Source organism: Streptomyces sp. HUAS MG56 (assembly GCF_058673395.1).
In genome coordinates, this window is sequence record NZ_JBZWEN010000002.1 from 13,511 (window position 1) to 37,195 (window position 23,685).

Here is a 23,685-nt window from a genome sequence, read left to right on the forward strand (position 1 = left end):
CCTGCCACGCCCGAACCAGCCGATGCCGCCGCACCAGTAGCGGTCCCGTGCCCGGGACCCTCCTGCCCGCACTACCTGTACGGCAGAGACCACGAGCACACCAAGACGACGCCGTAACGCGCTCACGGACAAAGCCGTTCCAGCTTCACTAGTTCGTCACAACTCGGCCACGCACAGTACAAGCAACCAACCGAAGGCCTCACCATCACACCCATGAACAGAACCCTCAGCACCGCCGCAACCACCGCAATCCTCCTGGCCGCCCTCACTGCCTGCAGCAGCGGCAGCTCGACCAGCAACACAGACTCCGGCAACAAGGGCAGCAGTGCCGGCGGCGCGGCCGTCGCGAGCAAGCCACTCACCGCGAGCACCGTATTCACCAAGCTGGCTGGCACGGTGACCTCCGCGAAACTCTCCGGCACCGTCACCGCGGACAACGACCCCAACCACCTGCTCGGCCGCCCGAACCAATACACGAGCAAGGTGACGTTCACCGACAGCCGGATCAACGCATCCGACGTCAGCGGTAGCGCGAAGGGCGACGTGAACCGCGGCGGAGCCATCGAGGTCTTCGGTAACGCGACAGACGCCACAGCCCGCGAGAAGTACATCCAGGCCGTCACCAAGACCATGCCCGCACTCGCCGAATACGACTACGTACACGGCAACGTGCTCGTCCGAGTCTCCCATCTCCTCACCCCGGCCCAGGCCCAGCAGTACAAGGCAGCCGCCGACGGAATGAACTGACGAACCGGCCACATACTGGCGGAATGAACGACGAGTTCCCCGCCAGCCAAACCTTGACGGCCGCCGATCCCGAGCCGCCAGTGGGCACCATCGTGCGCACGGCGGCTGGCACCCTGTGGAGCAGGTACGAGGACAGGCCGGTGGCGTGGGAGCCCGCCGACAGCGACATGCGGGAGTGGGCCGACGCCGAGTCGTGGACGAAGGTCGCCGGGAACTACGGGCCCGTCACCGTGATCGAGTGGGGCGAGGAACGGTGACACTGGCACCCCTGGAAGACCCGACTTACCAGCCGAAGAACCCACCGGTTGACGGCCGCGTCCCCGACGTAGTGGCCAAGTGGGGGCCACGATCCCAGGCGCGCTGGTTCAGGCGGTTCCGTGACCAGCTCACCGTCCACTGGAACTCCGACGACTACTACTCAGAGACCGAGCACCACCGTGGCAGCCACTGCGACTCCTGCGCGCAGGACGCCGCAGCGGACTATCAGGACCTGCCCGACTTCTGTTGCTGCGTTGCCTTGCGCGAAGAGGAGCAGCGGTGACGGACACGGACCAGATGGTGACGTGGCTACGTGCGGCCATGGACGCAGCCCAGCACGACGCAGAAGCGGCCACCCCGGGCCCGTGGGAGCCTGAAGAAGGCGACCCGACAGACGACGAGGTCTACACCGTCCACGATGGGGAACACGGCGACCTCGTCGGGAACGTCGTCGCCTACACGCGCGGAGGCTGGGGGAAGGACCCCGGGACCCAGGTTACGAACATGCGTCACATCGCCCGCCACAACCCGGCCGCCGTACTGCGCCGGATCGAAGCCGACCGGAAGATCCTCGCCGAGCACGCCAGCGACGGAGACCCCCAATACCCGCAGTGCGTCCGCTGCGCCGACACGCATCCCGACGACTGCGAGTGCGGCTGGCACAGCCTCGGAGGCGACCACTGGCGCACCGCCCAAACCCACCCCTGCGCCACGGTGCGGGCGCTCGCCGAGGGCTACGGCTGGACCGAGGAGGAAAGCCATGACTAGCCGCTTCGATCGCCTCTCCTACCGCCTAGGCGAGGCGCCAGTGATGCTCAGCACGGCAGTCCTCACCCTGACGCTGTTTGCCCTGTCGTTCTTCGCCCCGTCGATAGGCGTGCCACCGTGGCTGGCGTTGCCGTTCGCGGCAGCGTTCGGTGCTGGTGGGGCATGCAGAGATCTCGGCCTCTGTAAACCGCCCCCACGACGTGCGGACCCGCTGAAGATCGCATCCCTGGAGTACGAACTCTTCGGCATCGAACCCAACGACGGCCCGGAAATGACGAGTTCGGGGCATTGACTTGACCTTGCACCCTGTTACGCGTAACGTGCTGCCAACGGCACAGGTGTGCCCGTCAATCCTCAGGCCTCAGAGTCCACGACTCTGGGGCTTTTCTCGTTTCACCACGGGAGGATGCTGTGCTTGAACTCGACGGCGACCTCCAGACCACTCTGTGGACCACCGCACAGGCGGCCGAAGCCGCAGGCGTGAAGCCCGGCGTCATACGGATCTGGGCGCACCGCGGCCACCTCCAGCGCGCCAACCCCGACTCGGCCGGCCCCGCCAGGTACCGCGCAATCGACGTGGTGAAGGCGGAGAAGGCCACCCGGGAACGAGCCCGCCGCACCCACGCAGCCGCCTGAACCGCCCCCAGCCGTCCGCCGCCGCCCCTGTGCTGAGGGTCGCAGCCGGCGGCGGACTCCCTGTCCCGCCGCCCGTTGGGCCCCCGCCACGAGCGGCGGGACTTCAACCCTCTGGGGAGGTGCCCATGCTGCGCCGCCTCGCCACCGTCACCGCCGCAGCCCTCGCGCTTCTCGGCGTCAACGACACCCCGGCCCGAGCGGCCGCGCCGTCGTTCCGCCTGATCTACGCGGACGGCTTCAACACCCCGGTTGCCAAGGGCCGCTTCACCGACTGCGACCACAACACCGACACCCCGCAGGCGTACTGCTCCGGTCTCCCGGCGAGTGTCCGCTCCGTCTGGTGGGCGTACCCGGCTGGCTGGCCCGACACCGCCACCCAGCGCGGCTACCCGGTCGGCGGCTACTACGACCCGGCGTCCACCCTGTGGATCGCACCCTCACCGTGGGGTGACGGGCAGCTCCACATCCGCATGTGGCGCGGCGCCTCCGGCCCAGTCCACTCCGCGACCGTCGTACCCAAGGCCGCCATGGGCCTGAAGTACGGCAAGTACGAAGAGCGCTTCCGCGTCAGTAAGGTCGCCACCGGCTACAAAAGCGCCCACCTGCTCTGGCCCGTGAACAACGACGCCTGCCCGAACTGCGAGATTGATTTCCCTGAGTTGGAGTGGGACGGGCAGATCGCCGCGTTCGCCCACCACCGCGACAGCATCGGCGGCGACCAGGACGCCTACGACACCGGCAAGACCTGGACCAGCTGGCACACCAGCGACGTGATCTGGACCCCGGGCAGCGTGACCTTCGTCCTCGACGGGCGGATCGTCGGGCACTCCACGACCGCCGTCCCGAACACGCCGATGGACTGGGACATCCAGAACGAGAGCGCCCTCAATGGCGAGTCCGCAGCGCCCAACAGCTCGGCGCAGATGGACATCAGCTGGGTGAAGGTCTGGGCCTGGTCCTAACCCCCGCATCACCCCAACCCTCAACAAGGAGAACCGTCATGTCCGTACTCACCGGCCGCTTCCACGACCTCGTCACCCAGCTCGAAGCCGAGGGCCACCACCTCGCCGACGAGGCCCGCAGCCTGTTCAGCCACTACGAGCACGAGGCCGCGGCCGTCGTCGACGGCGTCAAGCCTGTCCTGACCGACCTGCGGACCGGGATCACCGCCGACCTCAAGGCCGTTCTCGCCGAGGCCAAGACCGAAGGCACCGACGTCGTCGCCCGCGTCGAAGCCGCGGTCGCCAAGCTGGAGGCCCTTGTCAAGCAGCCGCCCGCCGCGAGCTGATCCCGATGCTCGAGGTCTTCTGCTTCACGATCGCCGTCATCCTCTTCGGCCTCGCCGCCCTGCTCCCCGCGACCGTGCCGCACCGCGACCGCATGGTCTACGCAGGCCTCGCCCTCTGGCTCCTGCCCGCCACCGTCCACGTGCTGCAGGCCCACTGACTGGTCGGGGGTGACGCGGTGCCATCCCTCCCCAACCAGGTCCAGGCGAACGCATCGGCCGGCGGCCAGTGGACGGAGACGTACACGCTGCAGAACGACGACGGCACCTTGATGAACATCAACGGCAAGTCGTTCGAGTTCGTCGTCCGGCCCTCGGTCACCGATACAACCGAGCCGGCCAAGGTCGCCGTCAACTCCACCGCGTCGAACGCGCAGGGCTACATCACGGTGACGGCCAACACGAGCACGGTGCAGGTCGTTCTCTCACCGACCGCCACCGCCCTCCTCGGGAAGTCGGCCTATCCGTACGCGCTGTGGATGGACCCGGGCCTGCCCGACGCCACCCCAGTTGTCGCCGGCACCTTCTTCACCAGCCTCGTCGCCGCAGCCTGAGAGGAGCCCCGGTGAACGTCATCGTCCAGTCCGGCGGCACCTCCGGCCCCCGCGGCAACTCGGTTCTCAACGGAACCGGCGCGCCCACCTCTACGGTCGGGATCGACGGCGACTGGTACATCGACACTGCCGCCAACAAGCTCTACGGGCCCCGCGCCGCCGGCGTCTGGCCGTCCACCGGCCTACCCATGACTGCACAGGCGGCCGGCGCTCTCCTCGCAGCGAACAACCTCTCCGACCTGAACAACGCTGGCACCGCCCGCACCAACCTTGGCCTCGGTGGCGCCGCGACCTTGAGCGTCGGCACGACCGCAGGCACGGTGGCCGCGGGTAACGACTCCCGCATCACTGGTGCGATCCAGAGCGGCGCTGCGGCGGGCGGCGACCTGTCCGGCACGCTGCCGAACCCCACGGTCGCAAAGCTCCAGGGCACGCCGATCGCAGTCTCACCGGCGACGACGACCCAGTACCTGCGGGCGGACGGAACCTGGGTCAACCCCGGCGCCCCGGTCATCAACGTCCGGGACTACGGTGCCAAGGGCGACGGCGTCAGCAACGACACCACGGCGATCAACAACGCCCTCACCGCCCTGGGAACGGCTGGCGGCGGAACGCTGTACGTTCCGCCCGGCACCTATGTGACGACGGGCCTCGTCGTACAGAACCTGTCTGGCTGGACGATCCGCGGCGAACGCGGGTCGATCCTCACCCTCGCCGGGAACACCGTGGCCGCCCCGAACCAGGGCTCGGCGAACGTGCTTACGGTGGCGGACTGCACCGACTTCGCGATCGAAGGCCTGTCGATCGACGGCCGCAGGGACAGCCTGTTCCCCCTCACCCCGCTCGCCGCGAACGCTGCGACCGCGCAGAACACCGTGCAAGTCGCCCACGGCGCGAGCGCAGCCTACGTTGTGGGCCAGCGCCTCAACCTGCTCGGCGGGCTCACCGCCAACTCGGGCAACGAGGCGAACCAGCAGGACAAAGACCTCGTCATCGCGTCCATCACGCCCGGGTCTGGGGCAGCCAACGACGTCATCACCTTCACGACGAACCTGGCCAACAGCTACACCTTCAGCGCCGGAACGCTCAGCGACGGGTACGGCCCGTATGCGGCGCCGGGCGCCTACCTCACCCCATGGCAGACCGTGCCGCTCGGCGCCGGCAACACCGTGGCCGGCCGCGTGCTGAGCGAGGAAGATCAGCAGAACGGCATCCACCTGCTGAACTGCCACCGCTTCCGGATCTCCGGCTGCAACCTGCACAACCTGTGGGAGTCGCCGATCCGCTGCGGCAGCCACATCCTCACCGGCGGCGCACAGACCGACGGCTGCTCGTACGGCACGATCCAGGGCAACGTCATCTGGCACGGCTACGACCAGGGCATCGGCCTGTGGTGCTCCAGCAACATCACCGTCACCGGCAACACGATCACCGCCGCCGGATGGGCCGGTGTCTGCCTGACCCTCTCGGACGACTGCACGGTCACCGGCAACGTCAGCAGCGACAACGTCCAGCGCATCCCGAACGACATCAAAGCCGGGTACGGGATCGCGGTAGAGGGTGGCGCTCGGGACACGATCTCGGCGAACAAGTGCAACGCCAACTACGGCTCCGCCATCTACCTCACCGCTGGCGGGACGCTCCCGTTCGGCGGGCCCGCCCAGGTGGCCACCACGGTCGCCTCCGGGTCCAATGCGGTGCCGCTGCCCGTGGCCACGGTCAACGTGGCCTCCACCGCGGGATTCGCGACGGCCGGCCAGATCACCGTGCTGTCCTCGGCCGGGGCGCAGCAGATCACCTACACGGGGATCACCGGCACCAGCTTCACCGGATGCACAGGCGGCGTCGGCACCCTCTACACCGGGCAGAAGCTCACCCAGTACCCGGTCTTCACGAACAACGGCGCAGCGCTGGCCATCGCTTCCACCACGACCACGGTCACCGACGGCACGAAATTCCAGGTCGGCGGCCGATACACACTGGTCGACGGGCCGAAGACCGAGCGGATCGACGTCACCGCCATCAACGGCAACGTCATCACCCTGGCCAAGGCGACCGCGTTCCAGCACGCCGACAGGGTGCAGGTCTCGCAGGCGGTGTGTGAGGACAACACCATCGTCGGCAACTCGCTGTCCGGCGGTACCGACATCGGGATCCGGCTGCTCGGCGCAGTCCGCACCACCATCTACGGCAACGTCATCAACCGGGCGGGCCTCCGCGGCATCGACCTGATCGCCTGGAGTTTCGGTGGCCTCCAGCCGCCCTACGGAACCGTCGTCGCAGGTAACACGATCACCGCGCCGGACAACACCGGCGACGGCTCCTCCTACCAGGCCATCGCCGCCGGCCAATGCAGCGACCTGCAGATCGTGAACAACCGGTGCTCCGGCGCCCCCTCCACTCAGGGCTACTTCACCGCCTTGTTCCTCCAGGCGGTCACGGACAGCGTCGTCTCCGGCAACGTCATTGCCGACGCCTACGCCATCGGTCTGCGCCTCGACGTGGTGAACGAAGCCGTCTGCAAGCGGGTCCTCCTCTCCAACAACGAGATCCTCCGCTGCTACGGCGAAGGCGTCATCCTCTGGGGCGGCGACAGCCTCAACGTCAAGAACAACATCATCGTCGGCTGCGCCAGCAACAACGGGCCCGGCGGCTTCGGCGGCGCGTTGGACATCCGCGGCGTCACCAACAGCCAGATCAGCGACAATGTGGTCGTCAACAACGGCCACGGCGGGATCGGGCTGGACTCCGCGACGATCCAGGGCAACACCGTCAACTGCGTCGGCAACGTGCTCGCCGGGAACATCGCCCGGGACGACGGCCAGAACTACGACGCTTTCAGTGGCGCCCACACCCAGCAGGGCAGCGGGATCAAGGAACTGTCCGGCGGTCAGGGCCCCAACACCTACCTCAACAACCTGGTGTCGGGGAACATCACCAACTGGGGAATCAGCAGCAGCGGCAACGTCCTGCGAGGAAACACCAACTACAACCCCGTCGGGAAGTTCGGTGTCCAGCCGGTCGTCCCCGCCTCCGGTACGGCATACACCAACATCCTGAACGCGGACGCCATGGTCACCATCACCGGCGGCACCATCAGCGGGATCAGCGTCGGCGGGCAGCCCACAGGCCTCACGACGACGCCGGCCACCGTGCGCGTCCCCGCCGGGCAGACCATCACCCTCACCTACACGGTCGCCCCCACCTGGACGTGGTTCGGCGACTGACCCTCGGAGACCCTCATGCCCGACACTCCCGACCCTGAGGAGCACACCCCAGACGGCAAGAACCGCCGCTGCCAACGCCGCTCCAAAAACCGCGACGGCGCCCAATGCGGCGGTATCGCCATGCGCGGCCAGGACGTCTGCCACTTCCACGGTGGATCTTCCCCCCAGGCCAAGGCCAAGGCCAAGGAACGCCTCATCGAGGAGAAGGCGAGGAAGGCCGTGGCGACATACGGCGGCAAGATCGAAACCACCGCGACCGACGCCCTCCTCGACGAGGTCCAGTGGACCGCCGGCCACGTTGCGTGGCTCCGTGAACGCGTCCAGGAGATCGAATCCGAGGCCATCAGTACCGACGGGCAGCACCCGCTTGTATGGGGCAAGGTCCGGGAGAAGACCGGTGGTCAGGACTGGGGCCAGACCGAAGAGGCCACCCCCAACGTCTGGCTCCGCCTCTACCAGGACGAGCGAGACCACCTCGTCAAGGTATGCACCGCCGCCCTCAAGGCGGGCATCGAGGAACGCCGCATCAAACTCGCCGAGCAACACGGCGAACTCGTCGCCCACGCCATCAGGGCGATCCTCGCCGACCTGAACCTCAACGCGGAGCAGCAGGCACGCGTCCCCGAGGTTGTGCCCCGGCACTTGCGGGCCCTCGCATCCTGACAAGGGGGCGGTGACCGTGACCGCAACCCTGGACTGGGCCGAGTTCGCCGCCCGCGCCTTCGAACCGCGCGCCGATGTCCCCGAGTGGTCTACGCCTGGCGACCTTGCTGCGCTCATCGATCCGGCAACGGTACAGACGCCTGCGCTCGACCTGGTCGACGAGCAGATCATGTGGGCGTACTCAACTCCTGGTGCCCGCCTGATCATCTCTGTTCCGCCGCAGGAGGGAAAGAGTTCGCGGGTCACGAAGGTCGGATCGCTGTGGGCGCTGGCGAAGAACCCCGAGCTACGGCTCGGCATCGTCTCCTACTCCCAGCCCCTCGCCGAAGGCTTCGGCCGTGACGTGCGGAACTGGATAGCCACCCACAACGGCGACGAAGGCAGCTTCGACGTCGGCCTTCGGATTGCACGGGACTACGGTTCCGCGAAACGCTGGCAGCTCGACGGGCACCGCGGCGGCGTCGTCTGCGTCGGCATCGGCGGTGGCCTCACCGGACGGCCCCTCGACGCACTGGTTATCGACGACCCGTTCTCCGACAAAGCCCAAGCCGACTCGGCCTACTACCGAGAACGCGTATGGGGCTGGTGGCAGTCGGTCGGCTCCACCCGTCTCGCCCCCGGCGCACCCGTGGTTCTGATCAACACCCGGTGGCATGAGGACGACCTCGCAGGCCGATTCCTGGGCGCTGAGGACGGGCACCGGTGGCGGGTCGTCAACATCCCCGCCCTCGCCGACCACGACCCGAACAAGGGCGAGACCGATCCGCTCGGCCGGCAGCCGGGGGAGTGGCTGATCTCCGCGCGCGGCCGGACCGTCACAGAGTGGGAGCAGATCCGGATCCAGGTCGGGTCCCGCGTGTTCAACGCCCTGTACCAGGGGCGCCCGTCGCCGGAGGCGGGCAACGTGTGGCAGCGGCCGTGGTGGCGCCGCTACACGACTCCGCTGTGGTCCCAGCACCCGACCGTCCCGGACGCCTACACCGTGGACGAGTGTGACGAGATGGTCATGTCCTGGGACATGGCGTTCAAGGACACCAAGAGTTCGGACTACGTGGTGGGGCAGGTGTGGGCGCGGCGCGGCGCCAACGTCTACCTGCTCGACCAGGTCCACAAGCGTCTGTCGTTCACGGACACGGTGACCGCGTTCACTGCGCTCGCCGCCCGCTGGCCCCAGTGCACGACGAAGCTCGTCGAGGACAAGGCCAATGGAACCGCGATCATCGACACCCTCAAGTCGAAGATCCCCGGGATCGTGCCCGTCACCCCCACTGAGTCGAAGTACGCCCGAGCCAACGCCGTCGCCCCACTCCTCGAAGCCGGGAACGTCTTCCTGCCCGACTCCAGCGTGGGCCTGTTCGACGCGGAGGCGCTCGTGGACGAGGCTGCCGGCTTCCCGAACGGCGCGCACGACGACCAAGTCGACGCCACCAGCCAGGCCCTCGCCCGGATGCTCCTCGACGGCAGCGGCGCCCAGGCGTGGATCGACTACGTCCGCCGCAAGGCCCAGGAAGCCCAGACCGGTGCGGCGGCCGCCGAAGAACCTGATCCCACGCCGGAGCCCGAAGCCACGCCCGCGCCGGTCGAGAACCCCGTCGAGGCACGCCGCCGAGCACGCAACGCCGCCTTCCGGAATCAGCACCGCACATAGCCGAGCCGAGAGGGGGCCGCATCCATGGGCGTCCGTGACCGACTCGCTCTCCTCCGCAAGGCCTTCGGCACGCACCCGCCCGCCCAGATGGAAGCAGCCGGCGAAGCCCTCGGCCTCGGACCGGCCAAGCCGTTCGCGCCGGGTGAGCCGGTCGGCCCCTACGACGGATACTCCCGCACCCCCCGCAGCCGGGACTTCGTCACTGGCTACAACATTGCCACCAGGCCGCGCACCCACGAGCGGGTCGCATTCGACACGCTCAAGGGCCTGATCGAGTCCTACGACATCGCCAGCATGTGCATCTGGCACCGCATCGACTCCATCCGCGCCCTCGAGTGGAGCCTCGTCCCGGCCCGCGGGTACTCGGGGGACGCGGACGCAGCCATCGAAGCCGGCCTGCGGGTCCTGGAGAAGCCTGACGGTCAGACCCCGTTCGCCGCATGGTTGGCGAAGTACCTGTACGACGTGCTGGCCTACGACGCTGGCTGTCTGTACCGGCTGCGGAACCGACGGGGCGACGTCATCGGCCTCTCGGTTGTCGACGGCACGACCATCGCGCCCCTTCTCGACTACTGGGGCCGCACCCCGCAGGCCCCCGCAGAAGGTTTCGTCCAGTACGCGCAGGGCCTGCCGTGGAACTGGCTGACCACGAACGATCTGATCTACGAGCCGTTCCGGCCGCGCCCCAACAGCCCGTATGGGACAGCGCCGCTCGAGAGCATCCTGCTGAATGCCAACACGGACCTGCGGTTCCAGGCGTACTTCCTGGAGCGGTTCACGTCCGGCAACATCCCGCAGGCCTTCGCCTCCGCCCCGGAGACCTGGACGCCGCAGCAGATCGAGACGTTCCAGGAGACCTGGGACGCGATGATGCTCGGCGACCAGGCCGTCAAGAACCAGATCCGCTGGCTGCCCGGTGGCAGCAGGATCGAGTGGTCGAACGAGAAGGACTTCCAAGACCACTTCTCACTCTTCCTGATGAGGAAGACTGCCGCCGCGTTCCACGTCGTCCCTGCGGACCTGGGGTTCACGGAGAACGTCAACAAGAGCTCCGGCGAGAGCCAGGGCGACGTGCAGCACCGGGTAGGCGACCTGCCGCTCGTCAGCCACGTCGCGGGCATCCTCACGCACTTCCTCCGCGACGACCTCCACCTGCCAGTCGAGTTCACCTTCGACACCGGCCAGGAGAAGGACGACCGCCTCCAAGAGGCGCAGGCCTGGAAGATCTACATCGAGTCCGGCATGGCCAGCGCCGACGAAGGCCGCGAGAAGCTCCTCGGCCTGCCCGGCGACCCGCGCCGACCGACGCCGCGGTTCTTCTCCACGACCCGGCTGGGCCCGGTGCCGCTCCTGTCCATCGAGGGCGTCGCCGGCAAGGTCGACCCGGAAACCTTCGGGCCGGCAGAGGACCAGCAGGTCCTGGACCAGCCGTTTGTCCCGCCGCCCGGCGTGGTCCCGGAGGCGGGCACCACCGACGCCAAGCAGTCACTGGCCGCGCTGGACGCTTACCAGGTGTACAGCCGCAACGAACTCCAGTCCTCAGACGCGGCACAGTCTGTCGCCAAGGACGGCGAGGCCAGCGGCGCCACAGCCGGTATCACGGCCGAGACCGGGATCACCTCCTACGACCTCGTCGGCCACCACGATGACGAGGACGACAAGGAGCCGGGCGAGGACCAGGAGCAGCTCGTCAAGAGCGAGCTGGCCGCGTTCCGGTCCTTCCGTAAGGCTCGGCGCCGGGACGGGCGTTGGCGGGACTTCCAGTTCCGGCACGTCGACCCGGTCCAGGCCCACCGGCTCAACGACGGCGGCCGACTCTTGGTCCGCAAGGCCGCGGGTGAAGTAGCGGTTGCCGGGCTCGCCGTTCGTGCCGCGGACACCGGCCGGGTCCTCATGCTCCAGCGTGCACTGGACGACGAAGACCCGGCGGCCGGCTTCTGGGAATTCCCCGGCGGCCACCTCGAAGGGGACGAGACCCCAATCCAGGGCGCCTGGCGCGAGTGGAGCGAGGAGACCGGCTGCATCCCCCCGCCCGGGGAGAAGACCGGCACCTGGACCAGTCCGAACGGCATCTACCAGGGCATCGTCTGGACCGTCCCGGACGAGAGCTGCGTGCCTACGAACGGCTGCCGGGACACCGTCAGCAACCCGGACGACCCCGACGGCGACCAGGTCGAATCGATCGCCTGGTGGGACCCCGCCCAGCTTTCTGGAAACCCCGCGGTACGGCCTGAACTCCTCGAAGCCATCGAGGACGTGATGACCGCACTCGGCTGCCAGCCGGTAGAGAAGGCCACCGAACGGCACCGGTGGGTCCCCGACGACAGCGCGTGCGACGTGTGCGACGCCAACGCCGCAGCCGGGTTCATCCCGATCACGAAGGCGTTCCCCAGCGGTGACACCGCCCCGCCGGCCCATCCGAACTGCGGCTGCCACCTCACCGTTGAAGGAGGCTCGCATGGCTGATGAGCAGCGGTACGTCCTGGGCATCGCGTATCAGGCGGGCCCGGACCCGCGGATCAAGCGCGGTGCCGATGGCGGACGCGACTACTTCACTGAGGCCGAACTGGAGAAAGCCGCCTGGGGGTTCCTTCAGAAGGGCGCCCAGGTCGGCCTGTTCCACGGCCCCGACCAGACCGTCGGGGCCGCCACGGTTGTGGAGTCGTACATCTGGCGCGGCGACGACTGGGACCTCGGCAACGGCACGGTCGTCCGCAAAGGCGACTGGCTCATCGGCGCGATCCTCGACGAGCGCTCCTGGCAGCTCTACAAGTCCGGCCGGATCACCGGCTTCTCGCCGCAGGGACAAGCGCGGCGCATCACCCGACGGAGCAGCGAATGACCTCCCCTGTAGAGGACGAGTTCACCGAGCTCGTCGACGCCGACATCCCGCGCGTGGACCTCGTCGACAAGGCCGCGAACGGCACCACCTTCCTCATCGCCAAGCAGGCCGCCGACGGACAGGCCGGCCTGCTGGACCCCGCCGTCGTCCGCGACCTGATCGGCAAGCCCGAGCCCGTCGCCAAGGCCGAGGAGACGGTGACGATGACCGGCAGCCCCGGCGCGATCGCCAAGCTCATTCACGAAGCCGCCCAGCGACGCGCTGCCGAGGACGACGTCGCCAAGGCCGAGCGCAGCACCGCATCGACCAACGACCTCCCGGACTCCGCCTTCGCGTACATCGAACCCGGCGGCAAGAAGGACGACGACGGCAAGACCGTTCCGCGCTCCCTCCGCCACTTTCCCATCGACGACGAGGCGCACGTCCGCAATGCGCTCTCCCGCGCCCCCCAGTCGCCGTTCGGCGACAAGGCCATGCCGAAGATTCGGGCCGCGGCCAAGAAGTTCGGCATTGAAGTCGCCAAGGAGGCGCAAATGGACGACGACGCACTCGACCCGATGACCATCATGGCCGACCCCGAGGACGGCGCCCCGGGCAACCCGACCACCCCGGGGAGCCCGGCGTGGGAGGCGATCGACGCGGCCACCGCCCGGAAGTGGACCGGCATCCTCGCCCGCGCCAAGGCCGCCATCGACCTGCTCGCCGACCGGGAGATGATGGAAGCCGCGTCCGGCGCCGACCCGGACGACGAGTACCAGGCGTACGACCTTCAGGACGCCTGCTGCGCCATCGACTACGCCATCAGCGTTCTCGCCCCGTTCGCGGTCGCCGAGCAGGCCGAAGCGGACTGCGGCGAAGAGATGGCCGCCGTCGGTAAGGCCCTCGCCGACTTCGACCCGACCGAGCTCGACACCATCGAGGCCTTCGGCGCAGTCGCCAAGGCCGGGCGCGTGCTGTCCTCCGCGAACGAAGCCGCCATCCGCGGCGCCGTCGACTCCCTCCAGAAGGTCCTCGCGTCCCTGCCCGCCGCACCCACCACCGACGAGGAGAGCGGCCGGCCGGTCGCTAAGACCGCCCACGAGGAGCCCGACATGCCCCAGCCGACCCCGTCCGAAGACGTGACCCGCCAGTCCGGAGAGGAGCCCGCCATGGGCGCCCAGCAGGACGAGCCGAAGCCGGTCGCCGGACTGCCCGTCACCGACATGGCCAAGGCCGACGGCGAGAAGGAAATGGTCGCCGTCTACGACAAGAACGGCAACCTCGTCGGCATCTGCGACCCGGAGAAGATCACCCGCATCGCCGGAGCCGAATCCGACGACGACGGTGACAACGGCAGCGACGCTCCTGCGGACGACGACAGCGACAGCGCCGACGACGGCGCCCCCGAGACTTCCGACATGGATCCCGCTCCCGCGGACCAGGTCGGGACCCCCGCCGACGCCGCACCCAGCGACGACGACGTCACCAAGACCGAAACCACCGAGAAGACCGACAACACCAACTCGGATGACGTTCTCAAGAGCAGCATCCTGGACGTGGTCAAGAGCATGTTCGACGAGCACAGCGCCACCCAGGCCGCGCAGATCGCCACCACCGGCGATGCGGTCCTCGAACTGGCGAGCATCGTCGAGACGCTGAAGGGCCGCCTCGGGACGCTGGAGGAGCAGCCCGCCGAGCCGAAGGTGTTCACCAACGGAGCCGTACCGCCGCGCGACATGCTCCGCGGCCAGGACCGAGGCGCCCCGCCTGTCGACGTCGCCAAGGCCCGCGAGATGAAGCAGACGCTCTACAGCGGAACTGCGGCCGAACAGAACCAGGCCGCGGCCGACATGCAGATGGCCGCCATCGCCCGGCTCCAGGAGATCCACCACGGCGGCGCCCGCCAGTAGGCGCGCCCCACCCAGCATCCCAACCCAAGCCCCCGAGCCGCCCAGAGCGCCGGGGGCTTCCGCATGCCCAGGAGGCACCCCGTGAGCGCACCGCTCGCCGAAATGACCGAGGAGACGCTGTCCGCCATCAGCAAGGCGCAGACCAGCGGCATCCTCACCGGCACCGGCATCTACTCGTACGACCTGTCCGAGCTCGTCTCGCTGATCCCGGTCGTCACCCCGTTCCGTGACATCGTCGCCCGCAAGCAGTCCCCGGACGGAAACCCGTACGCCGTGTGGCGTGCCATCCTCAACATGACCAACTCGCAGCCCGACCCGGCCGTCGGGTTCGACTACGCGGGCGCCGAAGTCGTCATGAACGAGCAGGACTTCCAGGCCCGCTACAAGCCGCTGTCGATGGCCGGCCTCGTCACCCAGGACTCCTTCGACCTGGCCAAGGGGTACGCCGACCCGTACGCGGTGATGACGTTCAACGTCCTCAACCAGCTGCTCATCGCGGAAGACCGCAAGCTGCTCGGCGCGCAGTCCTTCGCTCTCACCCGGCCGGCCGCGCCGACCATGTCGACGTCGACGACCGGCGGCAGCATCGCCGCCACCACGACCGTTTACGTGGGTGTCGCCGCTCGCACCGGATCCGGCTACTACTACGGCTCTGGCAACAGCCAGGGCAACAGCGCGAGCATCGCCACCGGTGCCGGGTCCACGAACACGGTCACCGCGACTGTCGGCGCGGTCCGCGGCGCGGTGTGCTACGACTGGTTCCAGTCCGCGAACGGCAGCACCTGGTACTACTACACGACGACCACGGTCAACACGGTCACCATGACCAAGACCATCTCGTCGAACCAGGCGCTCCCGTCGGGTACCGCTGTCCCGGACCTGACCTCCAACTGGCAGGGCTCGGCGGGCGTTCCCACGTTCAACGCGGCCGCCGACAACGGCAGCGCGAACGCCAACGACTACGACGGCTTCCTGGCGTCGCTGAGCGGCGACTACAACGGCACCGGCCAGTGGGCCGCCGCCGGAAGCGGCACCGCCAACCCGTCGATCTGGAGCAGCCTCAACGGCGCTGCGCTCACCCTGACCGGCGGCACCGTGACCGAGATCGAGCAGAGCCTGTTCCTGCCGCTCTGGAACCAGGTGAAGTGCTCCCCGACCGCGATCATGGTCAACGCGGCGCAGGCGCAGGAGATCGCCAACCTCGTCCTCGGCGCCAACGCCGCGACGACCTTCCTGCAGACCGACGCCGCCGGCCGTGTCTCCACCACCGCCGGTGGCCGCGTCGGCTCGATCGTGAACGCTCCGGCCGGCGGCATCACCGTGCCCATCGAGGTCCACACCTCGCTGCCCCCGGGCACGATCATCGCCCGCACCGACCGGGTCCCGTTCCCGCAGGCCAACATCTCCAGCGTCCTGGAGTGCAGGACCCTGCGTGACACCGCGCAGTTCGACTACGGCACCAGCCGCGTCGCCAACACCGCCGGTGGCGGCCCACGCCGCGAGTTTGAAATCCGAACTGTCTCGGCCCTGGTCAACAGGGCCCCCGTCGCGCAGGCCGTGCTCTCCAACGTCGCCTGATCCGGGCTGGCAGTAGAACGAAGTGGCGCCCGCAGCCCCGCGTGGATGCAACTCCACCGGGGCCGCGGCGCCCGCCCCACCACACCCTCAAGGGAGAACAGGCCATGCGCCTCTACTCACGCACCAACACGGCCGCAGTCGAACACGACGGCGTCCACTACGAGCCCGAGTCCGACGGGGGATTCGAATTCCCCGAAGACGTCGGCGAGCAACTCCACTCCTTCCACACCGGCGGCAAGCCCCAGTGGGAGACCCAGATCGAACGCCAGGCCCGGCTCATGAACGAGGAGATGGAGCGCCGCAAGGACCCGGCCACCCTCCTCAGTGCCGTGGAGCAGATCGTCAATGCGGCCCAGGCCACCAAGAAGGCCGAACCTGACTCAGCCCCGGCCCCGGCGAAGCGTGCCTCGAAGCGCACCGCACCGCCCAAGTCCGCCGAGTAGCTGTCCCCACGACCAGCAACGTCAACCTGAGGGGGTGATGACATGCCCCTCGGAACGCCTTACGTGACGCCACAGATGCTCATGGACGCTCCGACCGGATTACCGGAGTCGCTTGGAGTCTGATCCCTCAGCCCAAGTCGGGCGGTACGCCAGAGCAGACAGCCGAGATCACTGCCATGTTGTGGCGTGCCACGTCGATCGTGGACGCGTACTGCAACCAGGTGCTTCGGGCCACGGTGGACAACGAGTACTTGCAGGGGCCGGGCGCGCCGCGGGTCGGGATCCAGCAGGGTACGGGCAACGGGTTGTTGGTGATGCGGCGCTGGCCGGTGACGCAGGTCCTGGCGATTCAGACGTCGTCAAACCGCACCTTCCCGAGGGCGTGGTCAACGGTTCCTGCGGGCCAGTACGACATCCTGCACCCGCTGATCAATCAGTACACCGACAGCGCTTCGGCCACGATGCCGGACGGCGGGTCGTCGATCCTGGTCGCGCCTGGGTACATCGTGGACTGGTACGGCCGTAACGGGCAGCGGATCCTGGTCAGCTACACCAACGGTTGGCCGCACAGCAGCCTCACGGCCAGCGCTGCGGCCGGGGCCACCACGATCAGCGTGGACGATGTGACCGGCTGGGCCGGAGCGGCCGGCTTCGTCTACGACGGTGCATCCACGGAGCCGGTCTCGGTCACCTCGGTTGCCGCGACGACACCGATGCAGCTCCCCAACGGCGCTGGCACCGCGCAGACGGGCCCAGGCACCGTCACTCTCTCTGCGCCCCTGTCCGCTGCGCACACGGCCGGGACGGTGGTCTCCGCGCTACCGGCCAGCGTCCTGTGGGCCACGGTGCTGGCCGCCGCGGCGCAGGCGCTGGAGTCCGGGATCACGTCGGTGTCGATCCAGAACATCCCCGGGTCGGAAACGACGGGCGGCAAGGGCGTCGAAGACCTGATCACCGAGTACGAGGTGCTGCTCGAACCATTTCGCAGAATTGTGTGAGGAGCATGTCATGGCACGTCGTCACGTTCACCGTCGGGCCCTTCACGCCTCGAAGAAGGCCACCGTCCACAAGTCCCGTACGAAGAGGGCGAAGGACTTCCACGTCGGGCACAAGGGCGGCACGCACGTGCGTACCGTGAACGCCCCGAAGGGCTGGTGACATGTGCCTCTGTCGTCGGTCCAGCTTTATCTAAAGGGCCTGCTCGACGGCATGCCGGTGCCCAGCCCCACCGGTGGTTCGCAGACGCTCACGGCGTGGGTGACGCCGCCGACAGTCGAGGATCTCGACGGGCCCCGCGCGTACGTGTGGGGCGGCCGGCAGCACGGGCACCGGCAGACGATGCCGCGGGCGAAGCCGAACGAGCCGTGGACGGGTGGCTTCCGGTGGATCGACCACACGATCGACATCTACCTCGTCTACCTCGCGAACCCGGACGACACCGAGCTTGACCAGGAGTTCCCGCTCCTGATCGACGCGGTGCTGTCGCAGCTGTGGAACGCCGAAATGCCGACGAAGATCCAGGACTCGACCACGGGCGTGGTCTCCCAGGTGCTGCTGGTCGGTGAGGACTGGGAGATCGAGTACCCGCCCGTGCACGCTCCGGCGACGCAGCGGATGGTCTATTACTCCTGCCGCATCGCGATGGACGTTCGTGAGGCGGTGCAGGGGTGAGTATCCAGGTCAAGGTGTCGCGGCCCAAGCGTGGGCTGTCGGGCCCGTATCGGTTCAAGGCGATCGCGGCGGCCTGGGGTGCCGAGGTCACTCCGATCGTGGAGCGTGCGCTCAAGGCGAAGGCCCCGGTTGCCAAAGAGAATGGCGGCCGGCTGCGGGAGTCCATCAAGCACAAGCAGCTCAACGGCGGGGGCCTGACGGTCACCTTCTACACGGAAGTGCCTTACGCCAAGTACGTGCTCGACGGGACGCGGGAGCACCAGATCCGGCCGCGCACGGCCCGTGCCCTGCACTGGAAGGGCGCAGGCGGCGACGTGTTCGCCCAGGTCGTCAACCATCCCGGCACGAAGGCCAACAAGTTCCCCGAGCGGGCCATCAAGCCGCTCCTGCCGGCACTCAAGGGCCGGTTCAGGCAGATCTCCATCGAAGCCCTAGGAGGCGAATAGCCGTGAGGCTGCGCTACATCGGCGCCGGGCCGGTCACTTTCGTCGAGGCGGGTGAGCTGGAGCCGGGCGACGAGTTCACCGTGCCCGACGACCTGGCCGACGGCTGGCTGCGCCGCGCCGACATCGAGGAAGCACCGTCCGAGCCCGAGCCGGAGCCTGCGCCGGCGAGGTCGCGGAAGGCGTCGAAGACTACCGAGCCCGCCGCTGACGCGGCCCCCGAGGAGTAGGCCATGCCGTACCCCACGATCCAAGAGCAGTCGGGTGCGCGCTCCGCAACCGGCATGGCCAAGGAGCCCGGCTTCGGCCAGGCGACGACCCCCACCACCTTCCTCCCAGTGTCCGCCAACACGATGGAGGTCGACCCGGGCTGGTTCTCCCCGACCCTGATGCAGGGCTTCAGGGACAAGCAGATCTACAACCTCCAGGGTGAGCAGAAGCTCGCCGGAGCGATCACCGGGCCGATCTTCCCGTCCAATGCGATGGCATTGATGGTCGCTTCCATCGGTGCGGATGCGGCGCCCGGGGCTGGGGTCACAGGCACCGTCGGGTCTGGCTCCACCACGCTGAGCGGCACCGTCTCGGCCGGCGCTACCTCCATCACCGTGGCGTCCGCATCTGGGTTCAGTACCGGGCAGGTCGTGCAGATCGACGTGAACTCGGGGACGACGACAACCTCCGAGTGCCGGAAGATCACCGTGAGCGGGACCACGTTCACCCTGGACTCTTCGCTGACCTACGGTCACACCTCAGGTGTGGCTGTGATCGGTGTGGTCGCCCCGTACACGCACACGATCAGCCAGGCCAACACGCTTCCGTCACTGACCATCGAAAAGAACTTGGGCGGCTTCCAGAGCCTCCAGTTCGCGGGCTGCCGTGCAAACAAGTTCGACATCAAGGCGCCGGTCGGCAACAGCCCCGTGGAGATCACGGCGGACATGATGGCCCAGTCCGTGGCGATCCTGAACAACCCGACCCCGATCTCGGTGGTGAATGAGGCGCCGTTCGTCTTCGCCGAGGCGGCACTGACCATCTACGGATCGTCCCGTGCTGAGGCCAGCAACGTCGCCATCTCCGTGGAGAACGGCATCAAGGAGACGTACACCTTCGGCAACCACGGGCCCGCGTTCCTCACGCCGGTGAACTTGCACGTCAACGGCACGATCGACCTGGTGTGGTCGAGCTTGAACGACGCGACCTACGGCGACTTCAACCGGATGCAGAACAACACCCTCGGGGCGCTCACGTTCTCGCTGACGCACCCGTCGAGCGGCGGCACGATCACGATCAACCTGCCGCAGATCGCGCTGAGCAAGTACGCCAACGATCTCAAGGCTGAAGATGTGATCTTGTCTCAGCTGACCTACGAGGCCTCCCGGCCCCTGTCCGGTGCCTCGCAGTACACGATCTCGGCGACGGTCGTGAACTCGGTCTACACGGCGTATTAGCCACACCCACCCCGACGCCCTGTGCCGTGCGGCCAGGGCCTTTTTCATGCCCGCAACCCTCCAGGAGCACCCTCATGGGCTTTCTGTCCGCCTACTCCGGCACCCGCCGCATCGACATCGGCAACGGGTACTGGGTCGAGATCAAAGAATGCCTCTCCATCGTGGAGAAGCAGCGCGCCGAGAAGGCCCTCTCCTCGGGGCCGGTGTTCGACCAGTCGGGCCGCGGCTCGGCGCAGATGGACATGCCCGCGTTCCACACGGAGATGGTCGTGGCCTCGGTCGTCGACTGGAACCTCGACGAGGACGACGGCACCATCTGGCCGCTGACCCCGGAACCGGTGAAGCGCAAGAACGTCGCACGTCTCCCCGCCTCCGTGTTCGACCAGATCTTCGAGGCGGTGAACAAGCTGAACGGGCCGCAGCCAGCGAAGGAGCGGGCCCAGTTTCCTGAGCCGAGCCTCGGGGGCGATCCGGATGAACACGGAGGGGCCACCGAGCCTGGGGACGTTCTGGGCGGAACAGCAGCTGTGGCAGCGCCTGGGGATCCGCAGGCAGGACCTGGAGACCCGGCCGTGGCGTGAGGTCGAGGACTACCTCCTCTACATCCAGCTGATCACCCGCGAAGAGCAGGCACAGCAGAGGAGGGCGAACAGTGGCCGGCGCTGAGATGTTCACCGTCCTCGCTGTACTGGAGGCTCGCGACCGGATTTCTGAGGCGCTGGACAAGGCGGACGTCTCCGTCAGCCGGTTCTCGGAGTCGCTCCAGCGTATGGCGACGGTGGCGGAAGAGTCCGGCGCCAGGACCGACGAGGCACTGCTTCAGACGGCATCGGGCGCGGATGCCCTCGACCTGGCCACCGCTCGTGTGGAGGCTGCTCAGGCGAAGATGGCTGCCGCGACTCGCGAGCAGGCCGCGGCCGAGGAAGAACTCCTCGCCGTTCAGCGCGAGGCTGCTGCCGGAGAGATGGACGCGGCTGAGGCCGCTGACAAGCAGGCTGCTGCCCTGGCCCGGCTCCAGAAGGCGGAGCGGGAAGCGGCGGCGGCCAGCAAGGAGCTGGGTACCGCCGAGAAGGTTCAGGCCGACACGGCTGCGGCTGCGGCCGCGAAGACCGATGAGGCTGCGGCATCAACAGGCCGGTTCAGCGGGGCGGCGGCCAAGAGCGGCGCTGCAATGAGCGTGGCGTCGAAGGTCGCTATCGGTGCCGGTGTGGCAGTGGCGGCGATCGGCTACGAATCGATCAAGGCCGCGAGCAGCTTCCAGACCTTGACGACTCAGCTGGTGACGACGGCGGGCGAGGCGCCGTCGGCGCTGAAGCAGGTTCAGAACGGCATTCTGTCCATCTCCAACGAGACCGCGACCTCCGCCAACGATCTCGCCAAGAGCATGTACATCGTGGAGGCGGCCGGCTACAACGCCGCGCACGGTGGTCTCGACGTCCTGAAGGCTGCGACCGAGGGCGCCCGGCTGGAGAACTCCGACTTCGCCACGGTGTCCAACGGCGTCACCGACATCCTGAAGGACTACCACCTGGGTGCCGGCCAGGCCGCGAACGTCACCAGCCAACTGGTTGCTGCGGTCGGTCACGGCAAGGCGAACTTCCAGCAGTTCAGCAGCGCCCTGAGCAACATCCTGCCGTTGGGTGCCGCCGTGCACCTGAAGTTCCAGGACCTCGCTGGTGTGCTCGCGGAGATGACCTCCCACGGTGTGACCGCTCAGCGGGCGAGCCAGAACATGGCGAACGCCCTGCGGTCGCTGGAGGCCCCGACGGGCACGATGACGAAGGAGTTCAAGGCCGTCGGCATCACCAGCCAGGACGTTCAGACCCACCTCAGCAAGGACGGCCTGGGCGGCACCCTCCAATGGCTGTCCGGCATCGCCAAGGACAACGCCTCCCGGCTCGGGCAGACATACCCGGGCGCGCTGCGGGCGCTCATGGGAACTGCGGCCGGCCTGAACGTGGCGCTGATGACCACGGGCGAGAACGCCGGCGACGTCAACAAGGCCATCGCCGCGATCGGAAAGGCCTCTGCGGACTCCAAGGGCAACGTTGCGGGCTTCGCCCAGGTGCAGCAGACCATGGGCTTCAAGATGGAGCAGGCGAAGCAGGCCATCCACAACACGGGCATCGCGATCGGTACCGCGCTGCTGCCGTGGGTGACCCGGGCCATGGGGGCGATCAACGCAATCCTCGTGCCGATCGCTGAATGGGCCGACAAGCACCAGAAGCTGGTCGGGCTGATCCTGGTGAGCGTCGGCGCGATGGCTGCCGTAGCGGGTGCGATCAAGCTGGTCAGTGTCGCCATGGGCATCCTGAACGCGGTGATGGACGCCAACCCCATCGTGCTCGTCATCATCGCAGTCGCTGCTCTCGTCGCAGGCTTGATCTACGCCTGGAACCATTTCCAGACGTTCCGGCAGGTCGTGACGACGGTCTTCGATGCGGTGAAGAGTGCTGCGCTGGCGACGTGGCACGGGCTGCAGGCGGCGTGGGACGGCATCGTCTCGGGCGTCATGGCACTGTGGCACGGCTTGCAGGCCGCCTGGAATGGCATCGTCGCCGGGGTCAAGGCCGTGTGGCACGGTATCGAGGACGCGTGGAATGCCGTCGCATCAGTCACTACGACGGTGTGGAACGCGATCGCGGGGTTCTTCAAGAAGTGGTGGCCGCTCCTCCTGGTGATCTTCCTGCCGTTCGTCGCCCTGGTCATGGCGATCTGGAACCACTTCCACAGCCAAATCGAAGACACCGCAAAGACCGTATGGAACGGCATCAAGGACTTCCTGAAGGCGGTGTGGGACGGGATCAAGGTTGTCGCCGGAGTGGTGTGGGCTGCGATCAAGTTCGCGATCATCAACCCGATCGAGATCCTGTGGAGCGACCTCAAGGCAATCTGGAACGCGATCAAGCCGTACCTGATCAGCGCGTGGAACGCCATCAAGTCGGCGGCTACCGCTACCTGGAACGCCATCAGAGACGCTTTGATCAATCCGCTGATCAGCGCTTGGCACTCGATCACCGGAACCGTCAGCCGGATCGCCAGCGCCATCAGTAACGGCCTGCACAGCGCATGGGACGCCGTCAAAAGCGTCGGCAGCTGGTTCGAATCCATCGGCACCGACATCGTCAACGGGATCATCTCCGGCGTCGAGGGTGCAGCCGGCAGCCTGTTCTCCAGCCTCAAGAACCTCGCTAGCAGCGCCCTGTCCTCGGCCAAGAGCTTCCTCGGCATCAGCAGCCCCTCGAAGCTCTTCCGCGACGAGGTCGGCAAGTGGATCGCCCACGGCGTCGCTCAAGGCGTTGACGACCACACCTACGTCGCCGTCCAGTCCGTGCGCGGCATGGCCGCATCGGTTGCAGGAGTGCCCTTCGGTGCGCCGGGAACCGGATCGGGCTTCGCCGCGGGCGGCGCCGGCCTGTCCTATCTGAACGGATCCGCTACGGGGGGTGGCACGGTCATCATCGACCTGCGCGGCTCCCAGGTCATGTCGGACGCCGACATGCGGAAACTCGCCGACAAGATCGGCGCTCAGATGCCGCACGCGTTGGCGGCGGCTGGCGTCAGGATCCGCGGGTGAAAGACCAG

General features: G+C 67.9%; 26 protein-coding genes. All 26 read left to right on the top strand.

Going from position 1 to position 23,685, the window contains the following annotated elements; all coding sequences use genetic code 11:
* Nucleotides 1-213 precede the first annotated feature (213 nt).
* The 26 genes from AC4OXY_RS46025 (at nucleotide 214) to AC4OXY_RS46150 (ending at nucleotide 23,677) form a co-directional block, all read left to right on the top strand.
* Nucleotides 214-747, top strand: a complete 534-nt coding sequence (locus tag AC4OXY_RS46025; protein ID WP_491994929.1) for a hypothetical protein — start codon at nucleotides 214-216, stop codon at nucleotides 745-747.
* A gap of 23 nt (nucleotides 748-770) precedes the next feature.
* Complete coding sequence (locus tag AC4OXY_RS46030) at nucleotides 771-1,004, top strand: hypothetical protein (RefSeq protein WP_491994930.1); 234 nt, start codon at nucleotides 771-773, stop codon at nucleotides 1,002-1,004.
* Nucleotides 1,001-1,288: a hypothetical protein gene (locus AC4OXY_RS46035; protein ID WP_491994931.1), complete on the top strand. Its 288-nt coding sequence runs from the start codon at nucleotides 1,001-1,003 to the stop codon at nucleotides 1,286-1,288. The genes AC4OXY_RS46030 and AC4OXY_RS46035 overlap by 4 nt, the downstream gene beginning before the upstream one ends.
* A complete protein-coding gene (locus AC4OXY_RS46040) occupies nucleotides 1,285-1,773 on the top strand; it encodes a DUF6221 family protein (protein ID WP_491994932.1) in 489 nt (162 codons plus the stop codon). Before AC4OXY_RS46035 ends, AC4OXY_RS46040 begins: the two co-directional genes overlap by 4 nt.
* Entirely contained in the window at nucleotides 1,766-2,065 is a 300-nt protein-coding gene (locus AC4OXY_RS46045; RefSeq protein WP_491994933.1) for a hypothetical protein, read from the top strand. Before AC4OXY_RS46040 ends, AC4OXY_RS46045 begins: the two co-directional genes overlap by 8 nt.
* Nucleotides 2,066-2,184: 119 nt before the next feature.
* Nucleotides 2,185-2,409, top strand: coding sequence for a MerR family transcriptional regulator (locus AC4OXY_RS46050; RefSeq protein WP_491994934.1), 225 nt, complete (start codon nucleotides 2,185-2,187; stop codon nucleotides 2,407-2,409).
* 125 nt (nucleotides 2,410-2,534) lie between these two features.
* Entirely contained in the window at nucleotides 2,535-3,371 is an 837-nt protein-coding gene (locus AC4OXY_RS46055) for a glycoside hydrolase family 16 protein (protein WP_491994935.1), read from the top strand.
* Nucleotides 3,372-3,409: 38 nt separating this feature from the next.
* A complete protein-coding gene (locus AC4OXY_RS46060) occupies nucleotides 3,410-3,697 on the top strand; it encodes a hypothetical protein (protein WP_491994936.1) in 288 nt (95 codons plus the stop codon).
* Between the two features lie 5 nt (nucleotides 3,698-3,702).
* Entirely contained in the window at nucleotides 3,703-3,855 is a 153-nt protein-coding gene (locus AC4OXY_RS46065) for a hypothetical protein (RefSeq protein WP_491994937.1), read from the top strand.
* Nucleotides 3,856-3,873: 18 nt separating this feature from the next.
* Nucleotides 3,874-4,248: a hypothetical protein gene (locus AC4OXY_RS46070; protein ID WP_491994938.1), complete on the top strand. Its 375-nt coding sequence runs from the start codon at nucleotides 3,874-3,876 to the stop codon at nucleotides 4,246-4,248.
* A gap of 11 nt (nucleotides 4,249-4,259) precedes the next feature.
* Nucleotides 4,260-7,475: a right-handed parallel beta-helix repeat-containing protein gene (locus AC4OXY_RS46075; protein ID WP_491994939.1), complete on the top strand. Its 3,216-nt coding sequence runs from the start codon at nucleotides 4,260-4,262 to the stop codon at nucleotides 7,473-7,475.
* Nucleotides 7,476-7,490: 15 nt separating this feature from the next.
* Complete coding sequence (locus AC4OXY_RS46080) at nucleotides 7,491-8,138, top strand: hypothetical protein (RefSeq protein WP_491994940.1); 648 nt, start codon at nucleotides 7,491-7,493, stop codon at nucleotides 8,136-8,138.
* A gap of 16 nt (nucleotides 8,139-8,154) precedes the next feature.
* On the top strand, nucleotides 8,155-9,786 hold the full coding sequence (gene terL / locus AC4OXY_RS46085) for a phage terminase large subunit (RefSeq protein WP_491994941.1): 1,632 nt from the start codon (nucleotides 8,155-8,157) through the stop codon (nucleotides 9,784-9,786).
* 24 nt (nucleotides 9,787-9,810) lie between these two features.
* Entirely contained in the window at nucleotides 9,811-12,252 is a 2,442-nt protein-coding gene (locus AC4OXY_RS46090) for a phage portal protein (RefSeq protein WP_491994942.1), read from the top strand.
* Nucleotides 12,245-12,628, top strand: coding sequence for an XkdF-like putative serine protease domain-containing protein (locus AC4OXY_RS46095; RefSeq protein ID WP_376295095.1), 384 nt, complete (start codon nucleotides 12,245-12,247; stop codon nucleotides 12,626-12,628). The genes AC4OXY_RS46090 and AC4OXY_RS46095 overlap by 8 nt, the downstream gene beginning before the upstream one ends.
* A complete protein-coding gene (locus AC4OXY_RS46100; protein WP_491994943.1) occupies nucleotides 12,625-14,517 on the top strand; it encodes a hypothetical protein in 1,893 nt (630 codons plus the stop codon). The genes AC4OXY_RS46095 and AC4OXY_RS46100 overlap by 4 nt, the downstream gene beginning before the upstream one ends.
* A gap of 81 nt (nucleotides 14,518-14,598) precedes the next feature.
* Nucleotides 14,599-16,095, top strand: a complete 1,497-nt coding sequence (locus tag AC4OXY_RS46105; RefSeq protein WP_491994944.1) for a hypothetical protein — start codon at nucleotides 14,599-14,601, stop codon at nucleotides 16,093-16,095.
* A gap of 104 nt (nucleotides 16,096-16,199) precedes the next feature.
* Entirely contained in the window at nucleotides 16,200-16,538 is a 339-nt protein-coding gene (locus AC4OXY_RS46110; RefSeq protein WP_491994945.1) for a hypothetical protein, read from the top strand.
* 176 nt (nucleotides 16,539-16,714) lie between these two features.
* Complete coding sequence (locus AC4OXY_RS46115; RefSeq protein ID WP_491994946.1) at nucleotides 16,715-17,536, top strand: hypothetical protein; 822 nt, start codon at nucleotides 16,715-16,717, stop codon at nucleotides 17,534-17,536.
* A 10-nt stretch (nucleotides 17,537-17,546) separates the two neighbouring features.
* The gene (locus AC4OXY_RS46120; protein WP_491994947.1) at nucleotides 17,547-17,696 is read left to right on the top strand and encodes a hypothetical protein; all 150 of its coding nucleotides are present in this window, start codon (nucleotides 17,547-17,549) and stop codon (nucleotides 17,694-17,696) included.
* Nucleotides 17,697-17,699: 3 nt separating this feature from the next.
* Nucleotides 17,700-18,209, top strand: a complete 510-nt coding sequence (locus tag AC4OXY_RS46125; protein ID WP_491994948.1) for a hypothetical protein — start codon at nucleotides 17,700-17,702, stop codon at nucleotides 18,207-18,209.
* A complete protein-coding gene (locus AC4OXY_RS46130) occupies nucleotides 18,206-18,655 on the top strand; it encodes an HK97 gp10 family phage protein (RefSeq protein WP_491994949.1) in 450 nt (149 codons plus the stop codon). Before AC4OXY_RS46125 ends, AC4OXY_RS46130 begins: the two co-directional genes overlap by 4 nt.
* 2 nt (nucleotides 18,656-18,657) lie before the next feature.
* Nucleotides 18,658-18,882, top strand: a complete 225-nt coding sequence (locus tag AC4OXY_RS46135) for a hypothetical protein (protein ID WP_491994950.1) — start codon at nucleotides 18,658-18,660, stop codon at nucleotides 18,880-18,882.
* Between the two features lie 3 nt (nucleotides 18,883-18,885).
* Nucleotides 18,886-20,100, top strand: a complete 1,215-nt coding sequence (locus AC4OXY_RS46140) for a phage tail tube protein (RefSeq protein WP_491994951.1) — start codon at nucleotides 18,886-18,888, stop codon at nucleotides 20,098-20,100.
* Between the two features lie 74 nt (nucleotides 20,101-20,174).
* On the top strand, nucleotides 20,175-20,681 hold the full coding sequence (locus tag AC4OXY_RS46145) for a hypothetical protein (protein WP_491994952.1): 507 nt from the start codon (nucleotides 20,175-20,177) through the stop codon (nucleotides 20,679-20,681).
* A gap of 71 nt (nucleotides 20,682-20,752) precedes the next feature.
* Nucleotides 20,753-23,677, top strand: coding sequence for a phage tail tape measure protein (locus AC4OXY_RS46150; protein ID WP_491994953.1), 2,925 nt, complete (start codon nucleotides 20,753-20,755; stop codon nucleotides 23,675-23,677).
* The last annotated feature ends 8 nt before the right edge of the window (nucleotides 23,678-23,685 follow it).

What these genes read in the sequence shown, in the direction of transcription:
- AC4OXY_RS46025 (WP_491994929.1), top strand. Translation starts at nt 214, where the DNA reads ATGAACAGAACCCTCAGCACCGCCGCAACCACCGCAATCCTCCTGGCC.
- AC4OXY_RS46030 (WP_491994930.1), top strand. Translation starts at nt 771, where the DNA reads ATGAACGACGAGTTCCCCGCCAGCCAAACCTTGACGGCCGCCGATCCC.
- AC4OXY_RS46045 (WP_491994933.1), top strand. Translation starts at nt 1,766, where the DNA reads ATGACTAGCCGCTTCGATCGCCTCTCCTACCGCCTAGGCGAGGCGCCA.
- AC4OXY_RS46055 (WP_491994935.1), top strand. Translation starts at nt 2,535, where the DNA reads ATGCTGCGCCGCCTCGCCACCGTCACCGCCGCAGCCCTCGCGCTTCTC.
- AC4OXY_RS46060 (WP_491994936.1), top strand. Translation starts at nt 3,410, where the DNA reads ATGTCCGTACTCACCGGCCGCTTCCACGACCTCGTCACCCAGCTCGAA.
- AC4OXY_RS46065 (WP_491994937.1), top strand. Translation starts at nt 3,703, where the DNA reads ATGCTCGAGGTCTTCTGCTTCACGATCGCCGTCATCCTCTTCGGCCTC.
- AC4OXY_RS46080 (WP_491994940.1), top strand. Translation starts at nt 7,491, where the DNA reads ATGCCCGACACTCCCGACCCTGAGGAGCACACCCCAGACGGCAAGAAC.
- AC4OXY_RS46090 (WP_491994942.1), top strand. Translation starts at nt 9,811, where the DNA reads ATGGGCGTCCGTGACCGACTCGCTCTCCTCCGCAAGGCCTTCGGCACG.
- AC4OXY_RS46095 (WP_376295095.1), top strand. Translation starts at nt 12,245, where the DNA reads ATGGCTGATGAGCAGCGGTACGTCCTGGGCATCGCGTATCAGGCGGGC.
- AC4OXY_RS46100 (WP_491994943.1), top strand. Translation starts at nt 12,625, where the DNA reads ATGACCTCCCCTGTAGAGGACGAGTTCACCGAGCTCGTCGACGCCGAC.
- AC4OXY_RS46110 (WP_491994945.1), top strand. Translation starts at nt 16,200, where the DNA reads ATGCGCCTCTACTCACGCACCAACACGGCCGCAGTCGAACACGACGGC.
- AC4OXY_RS46115 (WP_491994946.1), top strand. Translation starts at nt 16,715, where the DNA reads ATGTTGTGGCGTGCCACGTCGATCGTGGACGCGTACTGCAACCAGGTG.
- AC4OXY_RS46120 (WP_491994947.1), top strand. Translation starts at nt 17,547, where the DNA reads ATGGCACGTCGTCACGTTCACCGTCGGGCCCTTCACGCCTCGAAGAAG.
- AC4OXY_RS46140 (WP_491994951.1), top strand. Translation starts at nt 18,886, where the DNA reads ATGCCGTACCCCACGATCCAAGAGCAGTCGGGTGCGCGCTCCGCAACC.
- AC4OXY_RS46145 (WP_491994952.1), top strand. Translation starts at nt 20,175, where the DNA reads ATGGGCTTTCTGTCCGCCTACTCCGGCACCCGCCGCATCGACATCGGC.